Annotated in this window: 24 protein-coding genes; 4 read left to right on the forward strand and 20 right to left on the reverse strand. The window is 44.5% G+C overall.

All coding sequences use genetic code 11. From position 1 onward, the window contains the following. Positions 1–31: 31 nt before the first annotated feature. Positions 32–181 carry a 50S ribosomal protein L33 gene (gene rpmG, locus BTA31_RS18285; RefSeq protein ID WP_003183271.1) on the reverse strand — a complete coding sequence of 50 codons (150 nt, stop codon included), beginning with the start codon at positions 179–181 and terminating at the stop codon, positions 32–34. 119 nt (positions 182–300) lie between these two features. Next, positions 301–1224: a ribonuclease Z gene (rnz, locus tag BTA31_RS18290; RefSeq protein WP_076793442.1), complete on the reverse strand. Its 924-nt coding sequence runs from the start codon at positions 1222–1224 to the stop codon at positions 301–303. A gap of 233 nt (positions 1225–1457) precedes the next feature. Here rnz and zwf point away from each other — a divergent pair, with 233 nt between their 5' ends. Beyond that, entirely contained in the window at positions 1458–2921 is a 1464-nt protein-coding gene (gene zwf, locus BTA31_RS18295; protein ID WP_076793498.1) for a glucose-6-phosphate dehydrogenase, read from the forward strand. 37 nt (positions 2922–2958) lie between these two features. Here zwf and BTA31_RS18300 read toward each other — a convergent pair whose 3' ends face one another. The 3 genes from BTA31_RS18300 to BTA31_RS18310 form a co-directional block, all read right to left on the reverse strand. Beyond that, on the reverse strand, positions 2959–4923 hold the full coding sequence (locus tag BTA31_RS18300) for a TRAP transporter permease (protein ID WP_076793443.1): 1965 nt from the start codon (positions 4921–4923) through the stop codon (positions 2959–2961). Continuing rightward, positions 4916–5434 carry a DUF1850 domain-containing protein gene (locus tag BTA31_RS18305; protein WP_043927796.1) on the reverse strand — a complete coding sequence of 173 codons (519 nt, stop codon included), beginning with the start codon at positions 5432–5434 and terminating at the stop codon, positions 4916–4918. Before BTA31_RS18305 ends, BTA31_RS18300 begins: the two co-directional genes overlap by 8 nt. Positions 5435–5534: 100 nt before the next feature. Beyond that, complete coding sequence (locus BTA31_RS18310; protein ID WP_076793444.1) at positions 5535–6524, reverse strand: TAXI family TRAP transporter solute-binding subunit; 990 nt, start codon at positions 6522–6524, stop codon at positions 5535–5537. Between the two features lie 256 nt (positions 6525–6780). Here BTA31_RS18310 and BTA31_RS22440 point away from each other — a divergent pair, with 256 nt between their 5' ends. Beyond that, on the forward strand, positions 6781–6945 hold the full coding sequence (locus BTA31_RS22440; protein WP_158039134.1) for a helix-turn-helix domain-containing protein: 165 nt from the start codon (positions 6781–6783) through the stop codon (positions 6943–6945). Positions 6946–7050: 105 nt separating this feature from the next. Here BTA31_RS22440 and BTA31_RS18315 read toward each other — a convergent pair whose 3' ends face one another. From BTA31_RS18315 to brnQ, 6 genes are all read right to left on the reverse strand, one after another. Beyond that, entirely contained in the window at positions 7051–8028 is a 978-nt protein-coding gene (locus tag BTA31_RS18315; protein ID WP_043927798.1) for an ornithine cyclodeaminase family protein, read from the reverse strand. A 152-nt stretch (positions 8029–8180) separates the two neighbouring features. Further along, entirely contained in the window at positions 8181–9362 is a 1182-nt protein-coding gene (locus BTA31_RS18320; RefSeq protein WP_076793445.1) for an NAD(P)/FAD-dependent oxidoreductase, read from the reverse strand. Between the two features lie 23 nt (positions 9363–9385). Further along, positions 9386–10606, reverse strand: a complete 1221-nt coding sequence (locus tag BTA31_RS18325; RefSeq protein ID WP_076793446.1) for an NAD(P)/FAD-dependent oxidoreductase — start codon at positions 10604–10606, stop codon at positions 9386–9388. Beyond that, positions 10599–10940, reverse strand: coding sequence for a (2Fe-2S)-binding protein (locus tag BTA31_RS18330; RefSeq protein WP_043927802.1), 342 nt, complete (start codon positions 10938–10940; stop codon positions 10599–10601). Before BTA31_RS18330 ends, BTA31_RS18325 begins: the two co-directional genes overlap by 8 nt. Then, positions 10937–11206: a (2Fe-2S)-binding protein gene (locus tag BTA31_RS18335; RefSeq protein WP_094777450.1), complete on the reverse strand. Its 270-nt coding sequence runs from the start codon at positions 11204–11206 to the stop codon at positions 10937–10939. Before BTA31_RS18335 ends, BTA31_RS18330 begins: the two co-directional genes overlap by 4 nt. 84 nt (positions 11207–11290) lie before the next feature. Next, entirely contained in the window at positions 11291–12646 is a 1356-nt protein-coding gene (gene brnQ / locus BTA31_RS18340; RefSeq protein WP_076793447.1) for a branched-chain amino acid transport system II carrier protein, read from the reverse strand. A gap of 722 nt (positions 12647–13368) precedes the next feature. Between brnQ and BTA31_RS18345 the strand changes: the two genes are divergently transcribed. Further along, positions 13369–13917, forward strand: a complete 549-nt coding sequence (locus BTA31_RS18345) for a helix-turn-helix domain-containing protein (protein ID WP_076793448.1) — start codon at positions 13369–13371, stop codon at positions 13915–13917. A gap of 100 nt (positions 13918–14017) precedes the next feature. Here the strand turns inward: BTA31_RS18345 and BTA31_RS18350 are convergent, their stop codons facing one another. The 9 genes from BTA31_RS18350 to BTA31_RS18390 form a co-directional block, all read right to left on the reverse strand. Further along, complete coding sequence (locus BTA31_RS18350) at positions 14018–14731, reverse strand: GntR family transcriptional regulator (protein WP_043927803.1); 714 nt, start codon at positions 14729–14731, stop codon at positions 14018–14020. Positions 14732–14849: 118 nt separating this feature from the next. Continuing rightward, the gene (locus BTA31_RS18355) at positions 14850–16265 is read right to left on the reverse strand and encodes a glycoside hydrolase family 1 protein (RefSeq protein ID WP_043927804.1); all 1416 of its coding nucleotides are present in this window, start codon (positions 16263–16265) and stop codon (positions 14850–14852) included. Between the two features lie 15 nt (positions 16266–16280). Next, on the reverse strand, positions 16281–17597 hold the full coding sequence (celB, locus tag BTA31_RS18360) for a PTS cellobiose transporter subunit IIC (protein ID WP_043927805.1): 1317 nt from the start codon (positions 17595–17597) through the stop codon (positions 16281–16283). A gap of 39 nt (positions 17598–17636) precedes the next feature. Next, positions 17637–17969 (reverse strand): PTS sugar transporter subunit IIA, encoded by a 333-nt coding sequence (locus BTA31_RS18365; RefSeq protein WP_043927923.1) that lies wholly within the window; start codon positions 17967–17969, stop codon positions 17637–17639. 5 nt (positions 17970–17974) lie between these two features. Then, complete coding sequence (locus tag BTA31_RS18370) at positions 17975–18283, reverse strand: PTS sugar transporter subunit IIB (protein ID WP_043927806.1); 309 nt, start codon at positions 18281–18283, stop codon at positions 17975–17977. Positions 18284–18431: 148 nt separating this feature from the next. Continuing rightward, the gene (locus BTA31_RS18375) at positions 18432–20093 is read right to left on the reverse strand and encodes an alkaline phosphatase (RefSeq protein WP_076793449.1); all 1662 of its coding nucleotides are present in this window, start codon (positions 20091–20093) and stop codon (positions 18432–18434) included. Between the two features lie 139 nt (positions 20094–20232). Continuing rightward, entirely contained in the window at positions 20233–21018 is a 786-nt protein-coding gene (locus BTA31_RS18380) for a glucose 1-dehydrogenase (protein WP_076793450.1), read from the reverse strand. Positions 21019–21139: 121 nt separating this feature from the next. Further along, positions 21140–22549, reverse strand: coding sequence for an NADP-dependent phosphogluconate dehydrogenase (gene gndA / locus BTA31_RS18385; RefSeq protein WP_076793451.1), 1410 nt, complete (start codon positions 22547–22549; stop codon positions 21140–21142). An 87-nt stretch (positions 22550–22636) separates the two neighbouring features. After that, positions 22637–23893, reverse strand: a complete 1257-nt coding sequence (locus BTA31_RS18390) for a DNA polymerase IV (protein WP_076793452.1) — start codon at positions 23891–23893, stop codon at positions 22637–22639. Positions 23894–23973: 80 nt separating this feature from the next. Between BTA31_RS18390 and BTA31_RS18395 the strand changes: the two genes are divergently transcribed. Then, positions 23974–24261: a hypothetical protein gene (locus BTA31_RS18395; protein ID WP_043927809.1), complete on the forward strand. Its 288-nt coding sequence runs from the start codon at positions 23974–23976 to the stop codon at positions 24259–24261. Positions 24262–24287: the final 26 nt, after the last annotated feature.

Below are 24287 nucleotides of genomic sequence, written 5' to 3' on the forward strand. Positions count from 1 at the left end.
AAAAACCAGCAGACAGTCTGCTGGTTTTTTGTTATTTTGTTTCACGGTGAATCGTGTGCCTTTTCAGACGCGGAGAATATTTTTTCAATTCCAGGCGATCCGGATTTGTACGTTTGTTTTTTGTCGTAATATAATTGCGGTCCCCTGTTTCGGTACACGCCAATGTAATTTTTACTCTCATGTTGTCCTCCTTATCAAAACGTAATCATTACGCTTTATTATACATCATTTTAGAACCGTGTCAATAAAAAAAGCTTCTCGTCCCGCATTTGTCGGAACAAAGAAGCTTCGAATGGCCAATTAAGTTCTTTTGATCTCATGCTCATAAAAGTCAAAAGCTGCAACGGTATCAGGAAAGATCGTTTTTGCTTCATTGACCAGTTCCAGCACGTTTTCCCCCTGATATCTTGCACTGATATGGGTTAAAATCAGTTTTTTTGCACAGGCTTCCCGCGCTGTTTCGGCAGCTTGTTCTGAAGTGCTGTGATAATAGTCGCCAGCGAGCTCCCTGTCGCCTTTCGCAAATGTTGCTTCATGGATGAGGACATCGGCTTTTTCAGCAAGCTTCTTCACATTCTCGCACGGCCTCGTATCTCCGGAAAGGGCGACAATCCGCCCTTTTTTGGGCGGCCCGATAAAGTCTGCCCCGTGAATCTTCCGGCCGTCTTCCAATGTGACCGTCTCCCCGTTTTTCAGCTTTTGATAAACAGGGCCCGGCGAGACTCCGATCTCTTTCAATGCTTCAGCGTCAAGCGCGCCTGGAACATCTTTTTCCTGCACGCGGTACCCAAAAGCGGGAATGCCGTGAGATACGCTTCTCGCCGTCACGATAAACTGGTCATCCTCAAAGACTGTCCCTTCTTCAATCTCCTTAATCACAAGCGGATATGTGACATGCGTCCCCGATACGTCAAGCACCGTTTCAAGAAACGTTTTGATTCCTTGCGGTCCGTATACGGTCAGCGGGCCTTCTCCTCCCTGGAAAGAGCGGCTGCTGACAAGACCCGGAAGCCCGTATACATGATCGCCGTGAAGGTGGGTAATAAAAATCTTTTCAATTTTTCCAGGCTTGATCGATGTATGTAAAATTTGATGCTGTGTGGCCTCCCCGCAGTCAAACAGCCAAACAGACCGCCTTTCTTCTAAAAGCTTCAATGCAACGGATGTGACATTCCTCGTTTTTGCGGGGATGCCCGCTCCCGTTCCTAAAAATAATAACTCCAATATCCTTTCCTCCTGCTAAAAACTTCATCTATCACAAGCATACAGGAAGTCTTGAAAAAAAGAAACGCCGGCCTCGCGCCAGGCTATGCAACTAAATACCCTGCCCGTTTTCAGTAAACTTTTCATACGATTCGATCTCAAATGTTTGCTTTAAGGGATTATTAGCTTTAAAATGAAGAAAATAAACTTATGCTTCGAATAAAGTGAGGTACGTTTAATTGAAAAAAGATCAAATGGAACCAAAAGCAGTTATCGTAATATTTGGCGCAACAGGGGATTTGGCAAAACGAAAACTATATCCTTCTATCCACAGGCTCTACGAAAACGGACAAATCGGAAATGAATTCGCGGTTGTCGGAGTCGGCAGACGCCCTTGGACAAATGAAGACTTTCGCAGTACCGTACAGCAATCGGTTTCGAAGTTTCCGTTAAACGAAAAGGATGTGGACGAGTTTACATCTCACTTCTACTATCATCCTTTTGATGTTACAAATTCCGGCTCATACCGGGAATTAAACGAACTTATAGAGAAGCTGGAAAGTACATATGATATTCCGAATAACCGGATGTTTTACTTAGCGATGGCTCCTGAATTTTTCGGAACGATTGCAAAGTTCCTAAAATCAGAGGGTGTCACTTCAACAACAGGCTGGTCAAGGCTTGTTATCGAGAAGCCTTTCGGACATGATCTGCCGAGCGCAAAAGCCTTGAACCAGGAAATCCGTGAAGCCTTTACAGAAGATCAAATTTATCGGATTGACCATTATCTAGGAAAGCAAATGGTGCAGAACATCGAAGTCATCCGCTTTGCCAATGCGATTTTTGAGCCGCTTTGGACAAACAGATACATCTCGAACATTCAAATTACGTCAAGTGAAGATTTGGGTGTGGAAGACAGAGCGAGATATTATGAAAAATCGGGTGCGCTTAGAGACATGGTGCAAAACCACATTCTTCAAATGGTGGCGCTGCTTGCGATGGAACCGCCGATCAAGCTGAACACAGAAGAGATCCGCAGCGAAAAAGTAAAGGTGCTCAGAGCCCTTCGTCCGATTCAAAAAGACGAAGTCGATCAATTTTTTGTGCGCGGCCAGTATGACGTGGGAGTCGTTGACGAAAAACAGGTACCGGCTTATCGCGATGAGCAAAACGTAGAAAAAGATTCAAATACGGAAACGTTTGTTGCCGGCAAACTGCTGATCGACAACTTCAGATGGGCCGGTGTGCCGTTCTACATCCGGACAGGCAAACGGATGCAGAAAAAATCAACGCAAATTGTCGTCCAATTTAAAGACATTCCGATGAATCTGTATTACGGAAACGGCAACACGATGCACCCTAACCTTCTGGTGATTCATATTCAGCCGGATGAAGGCATCACCCTTCATTTAAACGCAAGGAAACTGGGAGGCGGCACTTTTGCCCAGCCGATCAAGCTCGACTACTGCCATAACTGCGGGGACGGCATCAACACGCCTGAAGCTTATGAAAAGCTGATTTTAGATTGTTTGCACGGAGACGCGACAAACTTTGCCCACTGGGATGAAGTTGCGCTTTCCTGGAGTTTTGTTGATGCGATTTCTCAAAACTGGGAGGAAAACAAAACCCTTTCCCCTAACTATGAGGCAGGCTCCATGGGGCCGAAAGCTTCTGATGACCTGCTCGCAAAAGACGGCTTTCATTGGTGGCCGCTTTAATAAAAAAACAGCCTTCAATTGTGAAGGCTGTTTTTATTTATGCTTTTAAAGCCTGCATCTCTTCCGGATGGCTTTTGTCCCGCTTCCACATCAGCTGAAGGACGAACAGCAAAAGGAATATGCCGAGACCGATCATATCGGAATAGCCTTCCGGATAAATCAGCAGGAGACCGCTGGCGGCCGCCAGTATTCTTTCAAACCAGAACACTTTTCTCATCCAGAATCCGATCATGCCGGCGCCGATGGCGATCATGCCGGACAATGCGGTAAAGACCACCCAGAGAATTTCATACCAATGCGCGTCAATCATGAGAAGCTCCGGAGACAGGACGAATATATACGGGATGATAAAAGCGGCAATCGCAAGCTTTGCTGAATTGATCCCCGTTCTGATCGGCTCTCCTCCCGCAACCCCCGCAGCGGCAAATGCTGCCAAAGCAACGGGCGGCGTAATGTCAGCTACGATGCCGAAATAAAACACGAACAAGTGGGCCGACAGATCAGGAACATTCAGCAAAATCAAGGCTGGCGCTGCAATCGTCGACGTAATCACATAGTTTGCCGTCGTCGGCGACCCCATTCCTAGAACAAGAGCGGCGATCATTGTCAAAAAGAGCGAAGGCAATAATGCACCTCCTGCCAAATCGAGCAGGCCGTTTGCAAGTTTGAGGCCGAGACCCGTCTTTGTGACGACTCCGACGATGATACCGGCAGCAGCCGTTGCCGCCGCAACGGAAAGCGCCATTCTCGCTCCTTCCGCGAGAGCCAGCACAATCCCTTTAACGCCCATTCGCGTTTCCCTGTTGAACAAACCGACCAGGATCGCCAGAACGATCGAATACAAAGCGGCATGCATGACCGTGATGCCCGACATTAACAAAAAGACGACCGAAACGATCGGAAGCAGCAAATAAATCTTTTTGAATACTTCCTTGCGGTTCGGCATTTCTTCTTTCGTTAATCCGCGCAGGCCAAGGCGCTTCGCTTCAAAGTGCGTCATGATCCAGATGCCCGTGAAGTACAAAACAGCCGGGATCATCGCGGCTTTCGCGATATCCCAGTACGTAATGCCTCCGCCGATGAACTCAACCATTAAAAAGGCGGCGGCTCCCATGATCGGAGGCATCAGCTGTCCGCCGGTAGATGCGGAAGCTTCGACTGCACCGGCAAATTCTTTTTTATAGCCCAGTTTTTTCATCATCGGAATCGTAAACGATCCGGAAGTGACGACATTGGCGACAGAGCTGCCGCTGATTGTTCCCTGAAGAGCACTTGAGAAAATCGCGACTTTTGCCGGTCCGCCCGTGCTTCGTCCGGCTATGGCTACAGCAAGGTCATTAAAATACTGCCCCACTCCTGTCCTGACAAGAAAAGAACCGAACAGGATGAACAGGAAGATGAAAGTCGAGGACACAGCGAGCGGCGTGCCCAGGATCCCTTCCGTCGTAAAATACATCGTCTGAACGAGCCGTTCCAGCGTCAGGCCGTTGTGAGACAAAAAGCCCGGCAGATACGACCCGTAAAGGCCATACAAAAGAAACAGGCCGGCGATGATCGTAATCGGCAGTCCGACAGCCCGTCTCGTCGCTTCCAATACGAGCAGGACAGCCAAGAGCCCAACATAAAAGTCAGTTTCCGTGATCAATCCGATTCCGCCTACAATCGTTTCATAATTGGCGACCCAATATGCGCCGACGCCTGCTCCTAACACGGCTAAGATTGCGTCATACCAGGCGACTTTGAATTTGCCTGTCTTTCGTAAACCCTTTGTCGCCGGAAACAGTAAAAAAATCAGACCGAGCGCAAACCCTAAATGAACGGACCTTTGAATTTGAGCCGGAAAAACACCAAAAATGGCTGTGTATAATTGAAACAAAGAAAAAGCGAGCAGGCCGGCAAATGCAATGACCCCTGTCAATCCTTTGAGCTTTCTCGTTCCCGCTTCAGGATCGTATTTCTCCAGCAGTTCCTGCTGATCTTTTTCCGAAAGCTGCTCAGTCATTGATCTTCACTCCCCTCAGTTGTTGCAAAACATTTAGTTTTCGGACACTCATCCTTGTCCATGTGCCGGGACGGATGTACCGCTTTAACTCATGTTCAGCGCCTGAATACTTGATCCTGTGATTCGCCCTTACCCTGCCGATCCGCATATCGATGAACGGAAAGGTTCTCTTCATGTTCGAAATGGTGTAAATGCCGTTTTTGATGACGAGCCTTTCACCTTGTTCTGCGTTTGCAGGCATTCCGACGGCCGGATCATGATAGGTTAGAGCGGTCTGCCGAATCATCCCTTTTTCCCACACATACGATTCGATCACTTCTGTCCGATGGATGGAATGCGTATAGACCACATCAAAGCTTTTCTTCTTTTGGAGGGGAAGAAAAGCGATGATCTCGCCGCTGTCCTCTTTCTCGAACACGACGGCGGTCTGATAAGGAATCAGGCATGCCGCTGCAAAAACGGCAATGATCAGCACCGGCACGAGCCGTTTTAAGATTTTAAATTTCCCCATTTTTCCATATCCCCTGCCGAATAGAAAAACGATAGACCGATGTTTCATTGCAACGGTCTATCGATTGTCCGGGCTTATTCATCGCTTATCTTCCTGGGTTTTATGATTTTTCTATCCCTTTTTCTTTGAAGTATTTAGCCGCTCCCGGATGAATTTCGATATCGCCCAATCCTTCAAGCGCGGTTTCAGGCTTGATAAACTCGCCTTTAGCATGATTGATTTTATCGGCTTCAAACAGCGCTTTCGTCATTTTATAGGCGGTGTCCTCATCCACCTTGTCGGATGCGACTAGCATCGCTTTGACAGCGACCGTGTTCACATCGCTCCCGATGCCGTATGTTCCTTTTTTGATCGTATCCTCCGCATAGAACGGATACTTTTCTATCAGCTTTTTTTGCTTGTCTTCTTCAATGTTTAAAATTTTGATTTTATTTTGTGCGGAAAGCCCTTCGACAGCGCCTGTAGGCGTTCCAGCCGTGATGAATGCGGCATCGATCGCGCCTGACTGAATGCCGTCGGTTGACTCTTCAAAAGACAGGTTTTGCGGTTTGATGTCATCAAAAGACATCCCGTGAACCTCCAAAATCTGCTTGGCATTAATGTTGACCCCTGCTCCCGCAGCACCCACGGAAACCGTTTTGCCTTTTAAATCCTCAACCGAGTTGATTCCGCTTTTTTCCGTTGTCACAATCTGTACAGTTTCAGGATACAGGGCAGCAATCGCCTTGATTCCGTCAATTTTTTCTTTAAACATCTCTTTGCCTTCTATGGCATAAGTGGCAATGTCCGTCTGAGAAAAAGCGACTTCAGCTTCCCCTTTTTGCAGAGTTGCCATGTTTTCAGCAGAAGCCCCTGTAGTCTGCGTCGTAAATTTGTCGCCTGTGGCATCCTCCCAAAGGTTTGCAAATTGACCGCCGAGCGGATAATATGTACCGCCGGTTCCCCCTGTCAGCAGACTGTAGCTTTCTGATCCTTTTGACGCAGATCCGCCGTCCTTATTTCCTGATGCATTGTCGCTTCCGCACGCAGCCAATCCCATGACAAGCGTCAGCAGCAATACAATCCATGATAAGCTTTTCCATTTTTTCATTCATTCTCCCCCTTTGCTTGTTGGACAAATAACAATCCTATCGTACCACGAAAAATGTATTAGTTGTCAATATATTCTTTTATTTCTAATTATTTAGTTAATTTTATGAGCAGCTGTTTTTTATTATGTCATGTCCGCGGAAAAATCTGTTCCCCGGTGCCATGTTAGTCCGCCAGCCGCATTCTAAATGAAAAAAACAGAAGCAGGGGTAGTTTCGGCCTGTGCTGCTCTTTTCACATGGAGATAAATAAATGAATTGAAGCATCTCATACCTGACATCCATGCAAAAGGGCTGGTCTTGCAGCTGCGTGAGCTGGGGGATGCGGGCGTCATCAAGCAAATGGTTTGCCTGCAGGTTCCATTAGCACATACGGATGTTAAAACAGGAAGAAACACAATCAAAAATAAGCATCACCCCTAAAAAAGAGGAAGATGCCCATTCAGAATGTGGAGTGGCGAATAGAAACAAATATTTGTAGTCCCTTGAAAAAGAAACATTTTTCGAGATGGGTAAATATCTGTAAACTTATAAATGAATGCTGGTCCCAACCTTATTTTCAACAGCTTTTTTGTAAAAATATTTGGCTACAACAATATCGACTACAGCTAATCCAACTGATTTAAACACGGTGATTTCTTGATCACTGACTCGGCCGTTACATTCCCCGTTTACAATTTGCCCAAGTTCCCCATAGATATCTTCAGGCTTAAAAATGCCTTCGTTTATCGGAACTTGTAAATCACCGGTCTCTTCTAATGCTGCTTCTCTAGATTCAACTACTATCTTATCGGCTAAAGAAATGACATGAGATGGCAGCTCTTGCATTGTTGGTCTAAATGAACCAACTGCATTGACATGTGCTCCTTGTTTTAATGACTCTGAAAAAACCGGAGTTGAGGAGTTTGTTGTCGTAACAATAATGTCAGCTTCGCGTACTGCTTTATTTGGATCTGAGTATATCCGTACTCGTTTATTAAATTTCTTTCGAATATATTCATTAAATTCTTGTGCTTTTTGTTCAGTTCGGTTATAAAGCAAAACCTCTTCAATGTCTCGAACGGCGAGTACAGCTTCAAGCAGACCCTTTGCTTGTTCTCCCGTACCAATTATACATAACTTTTTTGAATCTTGACGGGATAAATATTTCGTTGCTACACCTGATAATGCGCCTGTTCTAATCATAGTTAAATAAGAACCTTCCAAAAGAGCGATTGGTTCTCCAGTTTTGAAGTCTGACAGCATCACAATGCCATTTATGGTTTTCTTTCCTAAGTTCTTATTGTGAGGAGCCACGGTTACAACTTTTAATCCAAGGGTACCGAGTTCTTCAGCCACAGAAGGCATGACTAGAGCAGTATTTTGATCACCATCAAAGTGTAATGCAGCACGAATCGGTGTAATTGTTCTTCCTTCTGAAAATTCTTTTAATGCGACAGCTGCACATTCAATGACCTCATTCATATCTACTAAGCTTTTTTGTTCATCAGTATTTAAGATTAACATCATTTTTCATCCTTTCCCGTAGCATGAAGCGGTTGCCCCAAATTGGAACACCTTATTTATCTGCCCGTTACAGATCGCCTGTGTCCGCTTTCCTCTCGTCACACCAGTTATTTTGTTTCCGGATTTCCCTGGTATTTTTATATAAATTCCAGTCACTGTTTTACATTAACATTGAACCTGTCGTACCGGAGCTGTTCAATTGGAATCGATGTATCATGTTCATTAATCATTTCTGCAATGACTTTTCCAGTAATCGCTGCTAAACTTATGCCATCACCTTCGTGTCCCGCAGCTATATAAAACCCCGGCACCTCTTCAACATGCGAAATGATCGGGAGGTGGTCAGCAGTCCATGGCCGTAATCCGGTGTATGTTCTTATAACAGTCATATCCGCTATTTTAGGGTAAAAACGAACGGCTCTTTTTGCGATACATTTCACCACTTCATGATCTATTTTTGTATCATATCCGTTAAATTGGCGGCTGCTCCCAATTAAAAAGTTTTGGCTTTCGGTAGGTTCGAAAACTAATGCAACTCCATATTTATCAGTTAATGGATCCACTTTTCTCTCCCCGCCAAATTTTGAAATGAGGTAGCCAAATTCCATTACATTTCTTAATCCAACAGGCTGTTGTCTAGAAGCGACAATGATCTGACCTTTCCGCGGTTTTATAGGAATGTCTATACCAAGCATCTCTCCAATAAACGGAGCCCACACCCCGCATGCATTGACAACTCGATTAGCTGTAAAGGTTCCGTTATTTGTCTCAATTACAAATTGATTGACTTGATTTTTATACAGATGTTTCACTTCAGTATTCGTATGTATTTTTGCGCCGAATTGTTTGGCACCATCAATCATCGAGTATGTTAACATATAGGGATTGACGATAGAATCAGTCCTGCACTCAAGCCCGCCCGGGAGATCGCCTGAAAAATAATCAGATTCATTGAGCAGGTCTTCCCGGTCTAACATTCGAAAATCCAGACCTGCATCTTGTTGTTGCTGCACCCATTTTTGTGCAGCTTCCATTTCCGTATCATTTTCACAAACCAAAACACTCCCAGGGTTCCGATATTCAAATGGGATATCGAGCTCATCGCTTAATCCATGTACCAATTGCTGACTTTTTAAAGCCATTTGACTATCAAAGCCCGGATCTTTATCTACTGCCAAAATATTCCCATCGCATTTGGAGGATGTTCCACTAGCCAATTCGTTCTTTTCGAGAACCGTTATATCCAAACCGGATTTTGAGCAATAGTAAGCGATCGCTGAACCGATAATCCCACCCCCGATGATAACAACATCGCGATGAAATGTGCTATTCATGTAATTCCTCCTCGTATGTAAATTCAACTGGGCTTTCTTTTACTGGATTGATAAGCTTCCCATTGCTGCAAGATTTTCTTTCTTCCTCTTTCTATTTGCGGATGGAATTGGATATATGCACGATTCCTGATCTGTTCAGTCATTTTAATAGAATCTTTAATCTTGGCATCCAACCCTTTTATTCCGGAACGGTGCGCAATTGATAAACCTGCCGTTTCCCCCTGTGAAGCAGCAACCTTTGCACCTTCAATACCCGTAATGTTTCCTGCAACATACATCCCTTCTAAAGGACTTTCCATTCTTTCATTGTGTAAAGGGATATAGCCTCCTAACTCTTCCACTAAATAAAATGGACAGCCTGCAACTGCAGCTAATTCAGCTAATGGGTATAAACCTCCGGCAATACAAACAAAATCCACTTGAATATGTTCCTCACTGCCGTAAATGACTTCCCCCTCAGCATTGATCGTTGCTAAGGTAACGCCTTCCACTTCATTCTCACCATAAATTTCGATTACAGCTTTTCGAAGTTGAATTGGAATGCCCCACATCTTCACTCCTTTTTTAGGGTATAAATGAACGCCCAATTTTTTCATCAAGTCATTCTTCATGAATTTACTGCCAAACCGGATAAATCGAGACGGAGCCATATGGGATACATGAAGAAGCGAATCTAGTACTTCTCTCGGTTTACCGGCACCTTTTGTAATACGGTTCATCTTTGGTAAAGTAAGACAAGCGATCTCTACACCAGCTAGCTGTAATTCCATAGCAATAGCAGCCGAGAGAACATTCACACCGATAATAACCCCGCGCTCACCGGGTTTTACCCGCTGAACATTTGTCATCACCTGTGCGGCGCCAACTGACATAACACCAGGTAATGTCCAGCCAGGTACGGGCAGAGGTGATTCCGCTGCACCAGTTGCCAATAACAAATGATTGGTATAAAATATTTGCTTTTCCGTATAAACAGTCCATCGTCCATTTGATTGCTCGATATTATTTACTGCTGTATTTAAATGAAACTTGACGCCAAGATTAACTGCTTTTTTATATAATTTGGTCGATTCTTCAATTCCATTCCACCAAGACCCATTAGATTCTTCATAAAGTTGTCCGAGCAGCCTACCACCAGCTATCATATATTCATCAATGACAACCACATCTAATCCATTTTCTGCACAGGTAATTGCAGCTGTTAAACCTGCAGGTCCAGCGCCTATAATGACGGCATTAACCATTTTCCAGACCTCCGTCTTCTTTTCTGGAAGGTTGCAGCTGGCCGCTGCTCTCTACAACCATCCCCTCTTTTATAGGCGTCAAACATGCTCGGAAACCCTTTTGGCCATCTACCGTCACTCTACACTCATAACAATGGCCGATATTACAGTAGAAACCTCTTGGTGACCCGCTTTCTTCGTGGTGTCGAAGCGTGCGAACTCCATTGGCTAAAAGCGCAGCAGCCAATGATTCATTTCCCAGTCCCTGATAGATCTTATGATTAAATGTGAAGGAAACATAATGATGATCTTCAATTTTCCCGAGTATAGGATGTGCTAAGATTCTTCGCGTCATGTTTCTTCCCCTCCCAGACTTTTAAAGCTTATCGGTCGTATGGGCGGCTGATATTTCATTGATACGCATGTCGAATTTTGACCATTCTCTGTTACAGCTATTTTATCTACAATAGTCCGACATGTTCTTCCACCGCAATAGCCCATGCCTGCCCGGGTACGAAGCTTTAATTCCCTGGCCGAACATTTATACTTAGCGGCTGTAGTCTCCAGTTCCTTGTAACTTACTTCTTCACACCTGCAAATGATCATTTCATCTTCTTTCACTTGAAACACCCCAATTTATTACTTTATTAATACAACAATGAAACTGAATTAGTAGTCAGGCGTTTACATTGTTTATGAACCTTATCAGGAAGCCTCTTCATTCCCTATATCAAGCTTTCTTTCTTCTGATTTTTTCAATATAGCTATAATCATTCCGAAAACTGCCCCAGTCAGTCCTGTAATGATCCATCCTGCCCCAATATCAAACAGTGGAATGAAGGCAAAGGTTTGGCTAATAAAATCTGCAAAAATATTGATTTCTTTTAAAGCATCTAATAGTGCAACAAAACCACTGCCGATAATTGAACCTACATATACGGATTGATATCCTTTAAATAGATTATTGATAAAGGAAAGAATAATTAACGTAATGGCTATCGGATATAGAAGAAGCAAAATTGGCGACGTTAACTCAAGTATTGTACTCAAACCGAAATTGGTAAGGATTAAACTGACAAGTGCTAATAGGATGATCCATTTTTTATAAGATAAGTTCGGCTGGATTCTATTAAAATATTCTGCTACTGATGATAAGCACGCTATATTTGTTGTAATTCCTGTTAAAAATATAACAGTGCCTATCAGGAATATTCCGGCATATCCAAATAAATGGATCGCACTTTTTGCCAGCACTTCTCCGCCATTGCTTGCATATCCAATGGCATCTACACTCGATGCTCCTATCCAAGCTAAAAATAACTGCAAGAGCACCAAACCAACTATAGTGATCATTCCCGCTTTAATAAAAACGATGGATATTTCTTTTTTTCCTTCCACTCCCATATTCTTGATCGACTTAATAAAAATTCCTCCGAATGTAAACGCGGCAAGAACATCCATTGTATAATATCCTTGAACAAACCCTTTAAAAAACGTATCTTGTATATACGGATCTCTCGGTTCACCAAAGCTTCCCATGGGGGTAATGAATGACTTAACGACCAAGATGGTTAAAAGAGTAACAAATATAGGCGTTATCACTTTACCCAGCCTATCTACAAACTTACTTGGATTCAGAGAAAACAGGACAGTTATGAGAATAAAGAGAAAAGAAAACAAAAATAAGAAAACATGATTTGAGTGAATCACCCCCTTGATAACGGGATATATCGATATCTCATATACGACTGATGTCGTTCTTGGAATGACGTAGATTGGTCCTAAAGTTACAAAAAGGGCAATGGAAAATAACATGCCGAACTTTGGATGTACTCTTGCAGCCAGTTTCTCTACCGTGCCTCCCGAGATGGCTAATGCTATAATGGCTAATAAAACAAGTCCGACACCTGTAATTAAAAAACCTGACATCGCAATCCATGTGTTCGTGCCTGCAAGTTGGCCTACCATTGGTGCAAATATTGTGTTACCAGCCCCGAGAAACATCGCAAATAACATCAGACCGACAGCAATAAGTTGTCCTTGCGACAAAGTTTTTTTCATTCAAAGTCCCCCTTATCATTTAAAGAACCTCTCTGCATATCCACTGATCTCCCTAATTTGTAAGCGCTTTATTTAATAAAGGGAGCGCGGCTGGCCACCTGCTGACACTCTATCTACAGCCGTACAACATTTGGTAAAGGTATTCAGTCAAGAAGGGAAACTCCTTCTCCATGAATTCACACTGTAATCAATACAAAAAATTTAAGTAACAATTAAATTTTCAGGCTAAAAAATAAGATTATACCAAATGACATAACCTTTAATTAGTATTACTTCACCTCCCTAAGGTTTAATTATTAAAAGGAGTCTTACAAACCAATAATTTAAGTGACACTTAAATTCAAGTTTTGATGATATTATACTTTTTATTTTCTTAAAATTCAATCATTTTATAATTTTTCATTCTTAAGCCTGATTTTGCTGACCAAGACGGACGGTATCCGGTAGTTTCTTCTGTAAACCCCCCGGTGGAAAGCCTCCTAGAACGGTACCTTTCTCTTTTATAATTATGAGAAAAATGAACACCTTCAAACATGAGACCGCTTCACTTCCCCTGGCTAATATGTTAAAATTAAGGAAAATTCAATCTTTTAAGTATTGATTAAATTATAAAATGAACAAATTGAGTCAACAATTGCTTCGTGAGAACATATTACACATCATTTCATCACTCTACAACATAATCATCGTGGTTTTTCTGAAGCTTTTTTTGGAGGTAAAAGATGGATCCAGACTTAGGGAACTTAATAAAAAGGCTCCGCAAAGAGAAAAAAATGACATTGAAGGAAGTCTCCGAAAAAACAGGTTTATCTATTAGCTTCTTATCCCAAGTGGAACGTTCTCTTTGTTCCAGTACGCTACTCTCTTTACGGAAAATATCTGAAGCTCTTGGTGTAAGTCCCAGTTATTTCTTTCCCGACACGATACGAGCCGACAAAGACATGATTAGACGAGCAGCTGATAGACGAGTGGAACAAAAGACATCTTTTACATATTCGGATTTATCAGGTAATGTACCAAACCCATTATTTGTGCCAATTCTTGTTACTTTATTGCCTGGGGATAAGAAAGGCACACCATTTTCTCATGAAGGGCAGGAATTTATATATGTTATCGAAGGCACTCTGACAATTATTTTTGATGATATTGAATACGATCTTTCCCCCGGGGATAGCATTCATATCGATTCAAGCCGTCCTCACAACTGGTTTAATAAAACGGACAAGCCTGTTCAATTTATATTTGTTAGTGCGGCTGCTCCTCGTGATTGAATCAATATTTCCAACAACCGTTTTAACCATTAAAAAAGGATCGATTTTTTTCAAAAGCGATCCTTTTTTGTTGTGTTTTTTAAATTTCGACACCGATTTTTCATTTCCGAATATGGACGCTCGAAAATACAAACTTATCATAGCGATGCCTTGCAAAAGAATATTCAAACGGTTCGCCCGTATTTAAAAAAGCGACCTGTTCGACTTCAAGAACCGGATCGTCAGGGGCGCATTCCAAGCACTCTCGGTCGAGTGCATTCGACTTATCCGCCCTGATCTTCCGGTGCGATCCGGCGATTGTCAGTTTCAGCGTCTCGGTGATGTGCCGGTAAACGGAGCCGTGAAGGACGTCTTCATTTAATTCAGAGATGACATTGGAAGGCATATACGTTTCTTCAATGACATACGGCTCGCCTTCAACCTTTCTGAGCCTGATGATATGATACACCGGAACGGTCTTTTCGATTGACAATTGCTTAGCCACTTCATCTGAAGGGAATTCGACATCAAATTGTATGATGCGGCTTTCGATTTGTTTGTTGGCAAGAAGCTTGGTCAGCCCAAGGTTTTCGCGGTCCGTAACGCTGACGGGGAGATCCTGAATCGATGATTTCACAATAAAGGTGCCGTGCCCCCGTTTGCGGTACAGCATGCCTTCTGACACGAGAATATCGAGAGCCCTTTTCATCGTCATTCTGCTGCAGGAAAATTCCTTGGCGAGAGAAAGCTCATCAGGTATGGGCTGATCAATCGGATAGTATTCTTCCTGAATCCGCCTCCTCATTTCATTTGAAATATATTCGTATTTTCTCATGTTTTAACCACCATTACTAAGGATTCTGTAGCCTGTAACACCTTCTTTATCATTATATCGGTTTTGAAGCGGAAATAAAAAGATGGCCCAACAGACCATCTTTTAGCCAGAGTCCTTTTTAAAAACCGTTGTTCTCGGCAACTTTCTTAAACCAGTATCCGCTTTTTTTAATCGTTCGTTCGCCGTTTTTGTCAAGGTTGACAGATACAAATCCGTAGCGGTTTTTATAAGCGTTCGTCCATGACCAGTTATCCATGAAGGTCCAAAGGTGATAGCCTTTGACATTCGCTCCTTCCTGAATGGCTCTGTGCACCCATTTTAAGTGTTCTTTAATAAACGCAATTCTGTAGTCATCGCGGATCATGCCGTCTTCGCCGCGGAAACGCTCTTCTCCTTCAACACCCATTCCGTTCTCAGAAATAAAGCATTCAATATTTCCGTAGTTTTCTTTAACATTCATTAAAATATCATAGATTCCTTTTTCGTATATCTCCCAGCCGCGGTGGCGGTTCATTTTTCGTCCGGGCATTTCATAATGGTCAAAAAACCGTTCCGGCATAAAAGGTGCTTCCGGATGAGGCAGGTGCTCCTTCGCTTTCACCCGTCTCGGCTGGTAATAATTGATGCCGAGCAGATCGACCGTGTGATTCCTGATCAGTTCCAAGTCTCCTTCTTCCATGACAGGCAAATAGCCTTCTTCTTTTAAAATATCTGTTAACAGCTGCGGAAACTCACCCTTAACGGCGGGATCAAGAAACGATCGGTTAAAGAAAGCGTCGGCTATTTCAGAAGCTCTTACATCTGCCGGGTGTTGGCTTCGCGGGTAGGACGGCGTTAAATTTAAAATGATGCCGATTTTACCGTCGCCTCCGAGTCTGCGGTAAGCTTCGACCGCTTTGGCGTTAGAAAGAATTTCATGGTATGCGACTTGGACGGCCTTTTGAAAGTCGATGATGTTCGGATAGTGAAAATCGTATAAATAGCCGCCTTCCGCAGGAACGATCGGCTCATTGTGGGTAAACCATTTTTTCACGCGGTCCCCGTACAGCCGGAAGCACGTATCTGCGTATGAAACAAAGTGATCGACGACTTGCCTGTTTTCCCATCCGCCGATTTGCTGGAGCGCAAGCGGCATGTCAAAATGATAAAGGTTGACAAAAGGCTCGATTCCAGCCGCCAGCAGTTCATCGATGACTCGGTTATAAAAGGCAGCTCCTTCCTCGTTCAGCCGGCCTTTTCCTTCAGGAAACAGACGGGCCCACGAAATGGAGAAACGAAAAGAGTGGTGGCCAAGCTCTTTCATCAGCTGAATATCTTCTCTGTAAGTCTCGTAAAAACGCGAGGTCTTCTCAGGGCCTACTCCGTCAAAAAATCGGTTTGGCTCTTTTTCGTACCAGTGATCCCAAATGTTCTTTCCTTTGCCTCCTTCGGCCGCCGCTCCTTCAGTCTGAGTCGCGGAAGCCGCCGACCCCCACCAGAAGCCATTTGGAAAACGGTATTGAATTTGTTCTAGCTGCAGTTCTGTTTTTGACATGTCATCAATCTCCTTTTAAAGTCCTAGTGTTGTCTTTTCTTGTTCCGCTTCATTGATGTCCTGCTCTTTTTTCATATTCATCCGGTCGATGAATTTCAAAAACGGGAACCAGATCATAAAGACAACGGCTAAATTCACAATCTGAAGAATGCCGCCGGCAAGCGAATTGGTCGCCATCATCCCGCTGATAAAAATCGGCACAGTCCAAGGAATCGTGACCCCGGTCGGCGGCGGCACAAGCCCGGACGCCATCGCGAAATACGTAATCAAAGTGACGATCATCGGCGAGATAACCCACGGAATAAAAATGAGCGGGTTCATGACGATCGGCAGGCCGAAAATGATCGGTTCATTTACGTTGAAAATCCCCGGGGCCGCTCCGAGTTTGGCGACCTGCTTCATCTGCTTGCTCCTCATAAACAGCAGGATGGCAATAATCACGGCCAGGGTCATGCCGGTTCCGCCCATTCCGACGGTGTAGACTTCCATAAACTGCTTATTGATAATATGCGGGACTTCTCCTGTTGCGGTATAGCTATTCAAATTTTCGATCGAAAGCGTATTCCAGATCGGATCCATTACGGAGTTGATAATAATTTGTCCGTGGAGTCCGAAAAACCAGAGAAGCTGAGTGAAAAATATGGCAATCAAAGTTGGAATGATACCGCTTCCAAGACCGACAAGCGGAGCCTGCACCAGGTTGTAAATTAAATCGTGCATATTCGTATTGAACGCTTGGGTTACAAGGATATTGATCACCAAGTAGACGGACAAAGTCATCACCGCCGGAATCAGCGCGGCAAAAGATTTTGCTACAGCAGGCGGAACGCCGGCAGGCATTTTAATCGTATAGTTTTTCTGGACAAAAAATCTGAAAATCTCAGCGGATGTAAAGGCGGTAATCATTCCGAGGAACATCCCTTTCGCACCGAGCCTGTCAATCGGGATGACGTTCGGAATCACTTCCCCTCCTTCGCCGTTTAATACAAACGGAGTCAGCAGAAGGAACGATGCCAAAGCAACGACTCCTCCAAAAACCGCTTCGACTTCATAAGTTTTGGACAAATAATACCCAATCCCGAACACGACGAAAACGGACATAATGTTGATCGTTGCGCTCGGCGCTATGCTTAAAACCGACTGGAACGTTTCAAGCGCGGATTTGCTCATCATTTTATTGAGAAACGGCAAATTGGTTAAAACGACAATGATCGATCCGAAAATGGTGAGCGGAAAAGCCAGCATAAATGCATCCCTCAGCACGCCTAAATACCGGTTATTATTCAGCTTCCCGGCAATCGGCACCAAGAGGTTGCTCAATTTTTCAAACATGGTCTCTTATCCCCCTTCGATTTTGCCATGCAGTGCGAATCATAGATTTTTCTCTTTGAACAATTCCAATAATTCAGAAACGAGTTCCTTCATCGTGAGCGTCGACATCAAATGGTCCTCCGCATGCAAGAGCAGCAAAGAGAACTCATTTTTTTCCCCGCCCGCTTCTTTTTGGATCATTTGAAAATGAATATCGTGGGACTGCTGCAAATCGTCTTCAGCCCGGTGGAGCAGCTCCTCTGCTTTCTGAACGCTGCCGGCACGGTATTCCCTGATGGACTGAATGACTTTGCTGCGGGCGTTTCCGCTGTGAAGAATGAGCTGAAAGCAAATTTGTTCGCCTGTTAATTCATCGAGTTTTAATTTATTCATCATGATCAATCCCCAATCAAGCTGAGCGCCTGTTCATAAGCTTTCTTTCCATCAGCCATTCCGTAAGCCATCATATCAATCACATCAACCTTAATACCGTATGGTTCAGCTTCCTTTTGCAGCTCGCCTTTTAAAAAGCTCATTTGCGGGCCGATGAGAACAACGTTTGCCTCTGCCATCTCTTTTTTTGCCTGGTCCTGTCCGACCGCCCAAATTTTTGCCTCGTCACCGATTGAATGCGCGTATTCCTCCATCTTGGTAACAAGGAGACTTGTCGACATTCCAGAACTGCATGCGAGTAAAATTTTCTTCATGGTGATCTCCCCCTTTATTAAAAGCGCTTTCACACAACTATTATTATATCTTTTTATTTTTAAATGTCTAGACATTTAAAAATAAATGTATGTATTTATTTCGAATAATAAAAAACCCCTCTTCTTTCAAGAGGGGTCTTCTAACAAATTACCGAGCGTATTTTTTGAACAGCTGAACTGCTTCTTTAGGCACGTAGAATGATCCATTGCTTTCAACAATCACGCTGTCTAATTCGTATTCCTTCCCGTTGATCCTGATGATGTTTTTGTTCACCGGCATTTCGGCTTTTGCTTTTTTGCGCGATGCGACAAGAACTGGGTTAGCCGGATCTTTTTGATCGATTGTTACGCTCGCTCCGGCTTTTTTAAATGCCTGTTTTGCTTCGATAAATAATTCGTTTGTTAATTTGTCTAAGTTGAAGCCCATTGCTTTTGCCATCGTTTTGGCGATGTCGGTATTATCGACGAGACCCTGCGGCTTTTCAGGACCGTACGAATACAGGAAGACGTCTTCACCCGTATGACCGCCTGAAGTGAATCCGATGTTTGCCCGGTTGCTGAGCAGCTTGGTGAATAATGAAGCCGCTTCTTTTTTGTTTTTCACGCTTTTCAGCTGTTCCTTTTCTGCCGGCGTTAAATCATCAAGTCCGTAAAGCTTTGCCGCTTCTTCAATATTCGATAAGTCGTCTTTTAATTTGCCGGTAGCGCCTTCCACCGTCATTTTAGCCTTTTTCAGCGGATCGACATAGGCTGATACCGGCGTTGTGTCATAGCCTTTCGTCGTATTGCTGTTGCCAATGGAGATGCCGCTGTTGCCATGGTCTGAGACGGCAATAACCATTGTATGTTTATCTTTTTTAGCGAAATCAAGCGCTTCTTTCACCGCGTTATCAAACGCCAATACATCGCTGATCATACCGATTGGATCGTTTTGGTGCGCTGCCCAATCCGGCTTGCTTCCTTCCACGAATAAAAAGAAACCGTCTTTGTCTTTAGAAAGCGTCTGAATCGATTTTTTCGTCATCTCCGCAATAGTCGGCTGCTCTGGATGCGTTGCGCGGCGGTCCATGTCATATGCGAGATCGCGCTGTGAGAAGGCGCCCCAGATTTTTTTCGATTTTGACTTGAGGAGTTGATCTTTCGTCTCAACGAAATCGTACTTTTTATCTTTGAGCACTTTTACAAGGTCTTCACCGTCTTTGCGGCTTTTATCCTTTGTACCCGGCTGAAGCGATTCTTTTCCTCCGCCAAGGACAACGTCCATGTTTTGATAAACCTGCTGTTCACCAAGCACTTCAAAATTATTGCGATCTTTATGATGGCCGGAATAACCGGCAGGCGTGGCATGCTGAATTTCAGATGTTGCAATGATGCCGGTTGCTTTCCCCTTCTGTTTGGCGCCTTCCAGCACGTTTGCTACAGGCCGGTAATGATCTTTTTTATTGACCTTCTCGACACCTGGTGTATTCACCTTTGAAGGCAGCACACCGATATAGGAAGAGTTTGATTTTCGTCCTGTTGCCATCGCAGTTGCTGCAGGTGCAGAATCAGTGATCGCCGATTCTGCCGAATGCGTCCGGACACCGCCGCTGACAATCTGGTCCATTGCGAGCGGTTTGCCTTTATACCATCGTGCCAATGTTGTTGCAGAAGAGCTTGTTCCATCCATGACCATCATGATCACGTTTTTAACTTTCGGTTCTTCCTTTTTTTTCGCTGTTTCCATTGCCGCACTGCCTGTTCCCGCCGATCCTAAAGCGACTGCGCCTGCCAGTGTAATGCCGACGATTCTGTTGCGTAAGAAACCCATTCTTATGTACTCCCTCCATAACCGCTTTTTGTTGACACACCTACACTATCATTGCTATGTAAACAGCACTTTCGCTTTCTATTAATCTTATGTAAATTTTTAATGGCTTATGATGAAAAGAAGGCATCCCGCCTTCTTTTCACCCTTTTCCCGCTTGAAATCCCGGGTATTTCGTCATCCCGCCGTCCACATACAGCGTCAGGCCTGTCACATAGCTTGCTTCTTCAGATGCAAGCCAGGCCGCGCAAGCTGCGACTTCCTCCGGCTTTCCGATATACCCTATCGGAATCAATTCAACAACGCCTTTTTTCAATTCGGGATCAGCGAATTTTTCGGCGTTAATCGGCGTATCGATCGCACCGGGCCCGATCGCGTTTACCCGAATTCCTTTTGGGGCATATTCAAGGGCAAGCGTTTCTGTCATCAGTTTTGCCCCGCCCTTGCTTGCCGCATAATGGACAAAATGCGGCCACGGGATTTGCTGATGGACGCTCGACATATTGATGACCGAGCCTTTAATATTATGGTCGAGCATATAGCCGATCGCTTCCCGGCATCCTAAAAACATTCCCGTCAAATTGGTTGATATGACGCGGTTCCAGTCTTCCAGAGACAAATCCTCGGAAGGTACTTCATTTTCCACCCCCGCGTTGTTCACCATCACATCAACGGAACCGAATGAATCAACAGCCTGACTGATCAGCGCTTTTACATCGTCTTCTTTTGAAACATCCCCTTGAACAGCAATCGCGCGCGCTCCGCTGCTTTCTATTTTCCTCACCGTCTCTTCGGGATTTTCTTCTTCCTTGAAGTAATTGATCACTACATTGGCTTTTTCAGCACCGAAGCGCAGTGCCATCGCTTTTCCAAGACCTGTACCCGCCCCTGTGATAACGACCGTTTTTCCCTCTAAACTAGGATACATGGGTTGATTCCTCCTTATTGAAACTCTCTTTTAAGTAGGTTTCCACAGAACCGCTTAAACATGCATCCTTCCGAAAATCAAAAAAACCGCAAGCTTTTCAGCTTGCGGTTTTTTTGATATCTTATTTCATCCACTCAGTGTGGAAAATGCCTTCTTTATCTGTACGCTCATACGTATGGGCGCCAAAGTAGTCGCGCTGCGCCTGAATCAGGTTGGCCGGCAGGGTTGCAGTGCGATAGCTGTCAAAATAAGCGAGAGCGCTTGAGAAGCAAGGTACAGGAATTCCTTGTTCAACCGCAAGGGAAATCGTTTTGCGGAGAGCTCCCTGATAGCTTTCAACGATATTTTTGAAGTACGGGTCAAGAAGCAGGTTGTCAAGCTCAGGATCGCGGTCATACGCTTCTTTGATTTTTTGCAGGAATGCTGCGCGGATGATGCATCCTCCGCGGAAGATCATCGCGATATCGCCGTATTTCAAATCCCAGCCGTATTCTTCTGATGCGGCTTTCATTTGAGCGAAGCCCTGTGCGTAAGAACAGATTTTGCTCATGAAGAGCGCTTTTCTGACCGCTTCGATCAGCTCTTCTTTGTTCTCGGCGGCCGGTTTCGCTTCAGGTCCTGCCAGAAGCTTGCTCGCTTTGACGCGCTCTTCTTTCATGGAAGAGATGAAGCGGGCGAAAACAGATTCCGTAATGATCGGAAGCGGAACGCCCAGGTCAAGAGCGCTTTGGCTCGTCCATTTTCCTGTGCCTTTTTGACCTGCTTTATCGAGGATGACGTCAACGAGCGGCTTGCCCGTTTCCTCATCTTTTTTCGTGAAAATATCAGCCGTGATTTCGATCAGATAGCTGTCAAGCTCTCCTTTATTCCACTCGGAAAAGACTTCGTGAAGCTCATCTGAAGACAGACCGACAATGTGTTTCAAAATAAAGTAGGATTCTGAGATCAGCTGCATGTCGCCGTATTCGATGCCGTTATGAACCATTTTTACATAATGACCGGCGCCGTCAGGACCGATGTATGTCGTACACGGTTCGCCGTCCACTTTTGCAGAAATAGCTTCAAGAATCGGCTTAACAAGCTCATGGGCTTCCTTTTGTCCGCCTGGCATGATAGAAGGTCCTTTCAGAGCGCCTTCTTCACCGCCGGAAACTCCGGTGCCGATGAAGTGAATGCCGCTTTCGGCCAGCTCTCTGTTTCTTCTCTGCGTATCTTTATAATATGTATTTCCGCCGTCAATTAAAATGTCGCCTTTTTCAAGATGAGGCAGAAGCGATTGAATCGTTGCGTCTGTCGGTGTTCCAGCTTTGACCATCAAAAGAATTTTGCGCGGTTTTTCAAGAGATGCAACGAACTCTTCAATGCTGTATGTACCGACAACATTTTTACCTTCAGCTTCTTTCAGAAACTCTTCCGTTTTCGCGCTTGATCTGTTGTAAACAGAAACCGAAAACCCGCGGCTTTCAATGTTTAAAGCCAAGTTTTTTCCCATTACTGCTAAACCAACTACACCTATTTGTTGTTTTGCCATGTCTAACGTCCCTTCTTAAAGCGTTTAGCATTATAGTTTAATTTTTATTTAAATTGAAATTACCACACTTCGACCTACATTTTCAAGCTATTGATCTTGTCTCTCGTCCTGGAAAAAATCTTTGTTAAAGCTTGTTCCGCTTGTTTTGCTTTCTTTCTTCACGATCCTGATCCCTTTTTTGATGAGGTCTGTTCCATATTTTTCATTCAGTTCGGCCATCACTTTTTGGATCGGCTCCTCTTTGGCATCCTCATGAAACGAAAACAAATCAAGCTGTTTGACGGCTTCCTTTCGATTGACGAGATCGGTTCCCGTCACGCCTAAAAGCCTGACAGGGCTTCCATGCCAATGCTGCCTGAAAAGGGCTTTCGCTTCCTTCGCAATGTCGTCTCTTGAATCGGTCGGATTCAGGAGGGTCTTGCTTCTTGTTATGTTTGTCCAGTCCGCAAAGCGAATCATGATGAACACTTTTGCTGCCATGACCTCTTTTCGCTTCAGCCTGTCGCTTACTGAGACGGAAAGCTTGTCAATCAGACCGAACAGCTCCTTCTCATCTGTGCTGTCATGCGGGAGAGTCGAGGAATTGCCGACACTTTTGAATTCGTATATTCTGTCGGGATTCACCTCCCCTGTGTCGATACCGTTTGCCCTCTTTTTTAAACGGGGACCGTTGATGCCAAGGAGGCCCTTTAAAGCATACTCATCTGCGGCAGCCAAATCGCCGATCTTTTCGATATCGAGCGTCTTGAGCTTTTCGGCGGTTTTCCGGCCGACTCCGTACATCTCGCTGATGTCCATAGGCCAAAGAATCCGGGGCACTTCGCGCTTTCTCAATATCGTAATGCCGAGCGGTTTTTTCATATCCGAAGCCATTTTGGCCAGGAATTTATTCGGAGCGATCCCGATGCTTGACGGAAGCAGCAGTTCTTCTTGAAGGCGCTCCTGAATTTCCTTTGCTGTTTCATATGCCCGGTTTTTGTATGGCGTGTCCGTTAAATCCATGTACCCTTCATCAATGGAAACAGGCTCGACAAGGTCCGTATACTCCCTGAGCATTTGAAACATTTCTCTTGAAGAGCTTCTGTAGCGGTCGAAATTCGGCGGCTTGACGATCAGCTCGGGACAGAGCCGCTTCGCTTCCCAGAGCGGCATGGGCGGCTTGACGCCGCGTGCTCTCGCCTCATAGCTGCACGTGACGACGATTCCTTTCCGCTCCTTCGCATTTCCCGCGATGGCGAGCGGCCTGCCTTTCAGCGAAGGGTCATACGCCATTTCAACAGACGCGTAAAAGCTGTTCATATCGATATGAAAGATGACTCTCCCCTTTTGTTTATCAGCAGACAAAACGGCTCCCTCCTGGTACTCTGATTAGACATCCCGGCTTTCATATAGTAAGATGTTAAATGAAATGGAAGTGATAAAAGATGATTCTTGAATCTTTCAACGATGCTTTTTTTCTGTTTGAGTTTTTCACAATCGTCCTTCCCGCACTGACGGCGATCGGTATCGCCCTCATCCTAAAGGATTGCAGTACAGGAGACAGCTGGAAAACGAAACGGTTTGAAGAATATCATGCAATACAGTTTGTTTCTGCAATCGATTTTCTCATCATCCTATATCATCGCATTACGGTATGGATAAGTAAAGTCATTCGCATGAAAGCTTCATCGAACGACGATGAAGACCACCGTTCCCTTCTTCTTTCAATTTAAACGGGAAAAGGCGTCCGGCATACGGG

The sequence above is a fragment of the Bacillus haynesii genome, from assembly GCF_001969855.1.
GTDB lineage: Bacteria > Bacillota > Bacilli > Bacillales > Bacillaceae > Bacillus > Bacillus haynesii.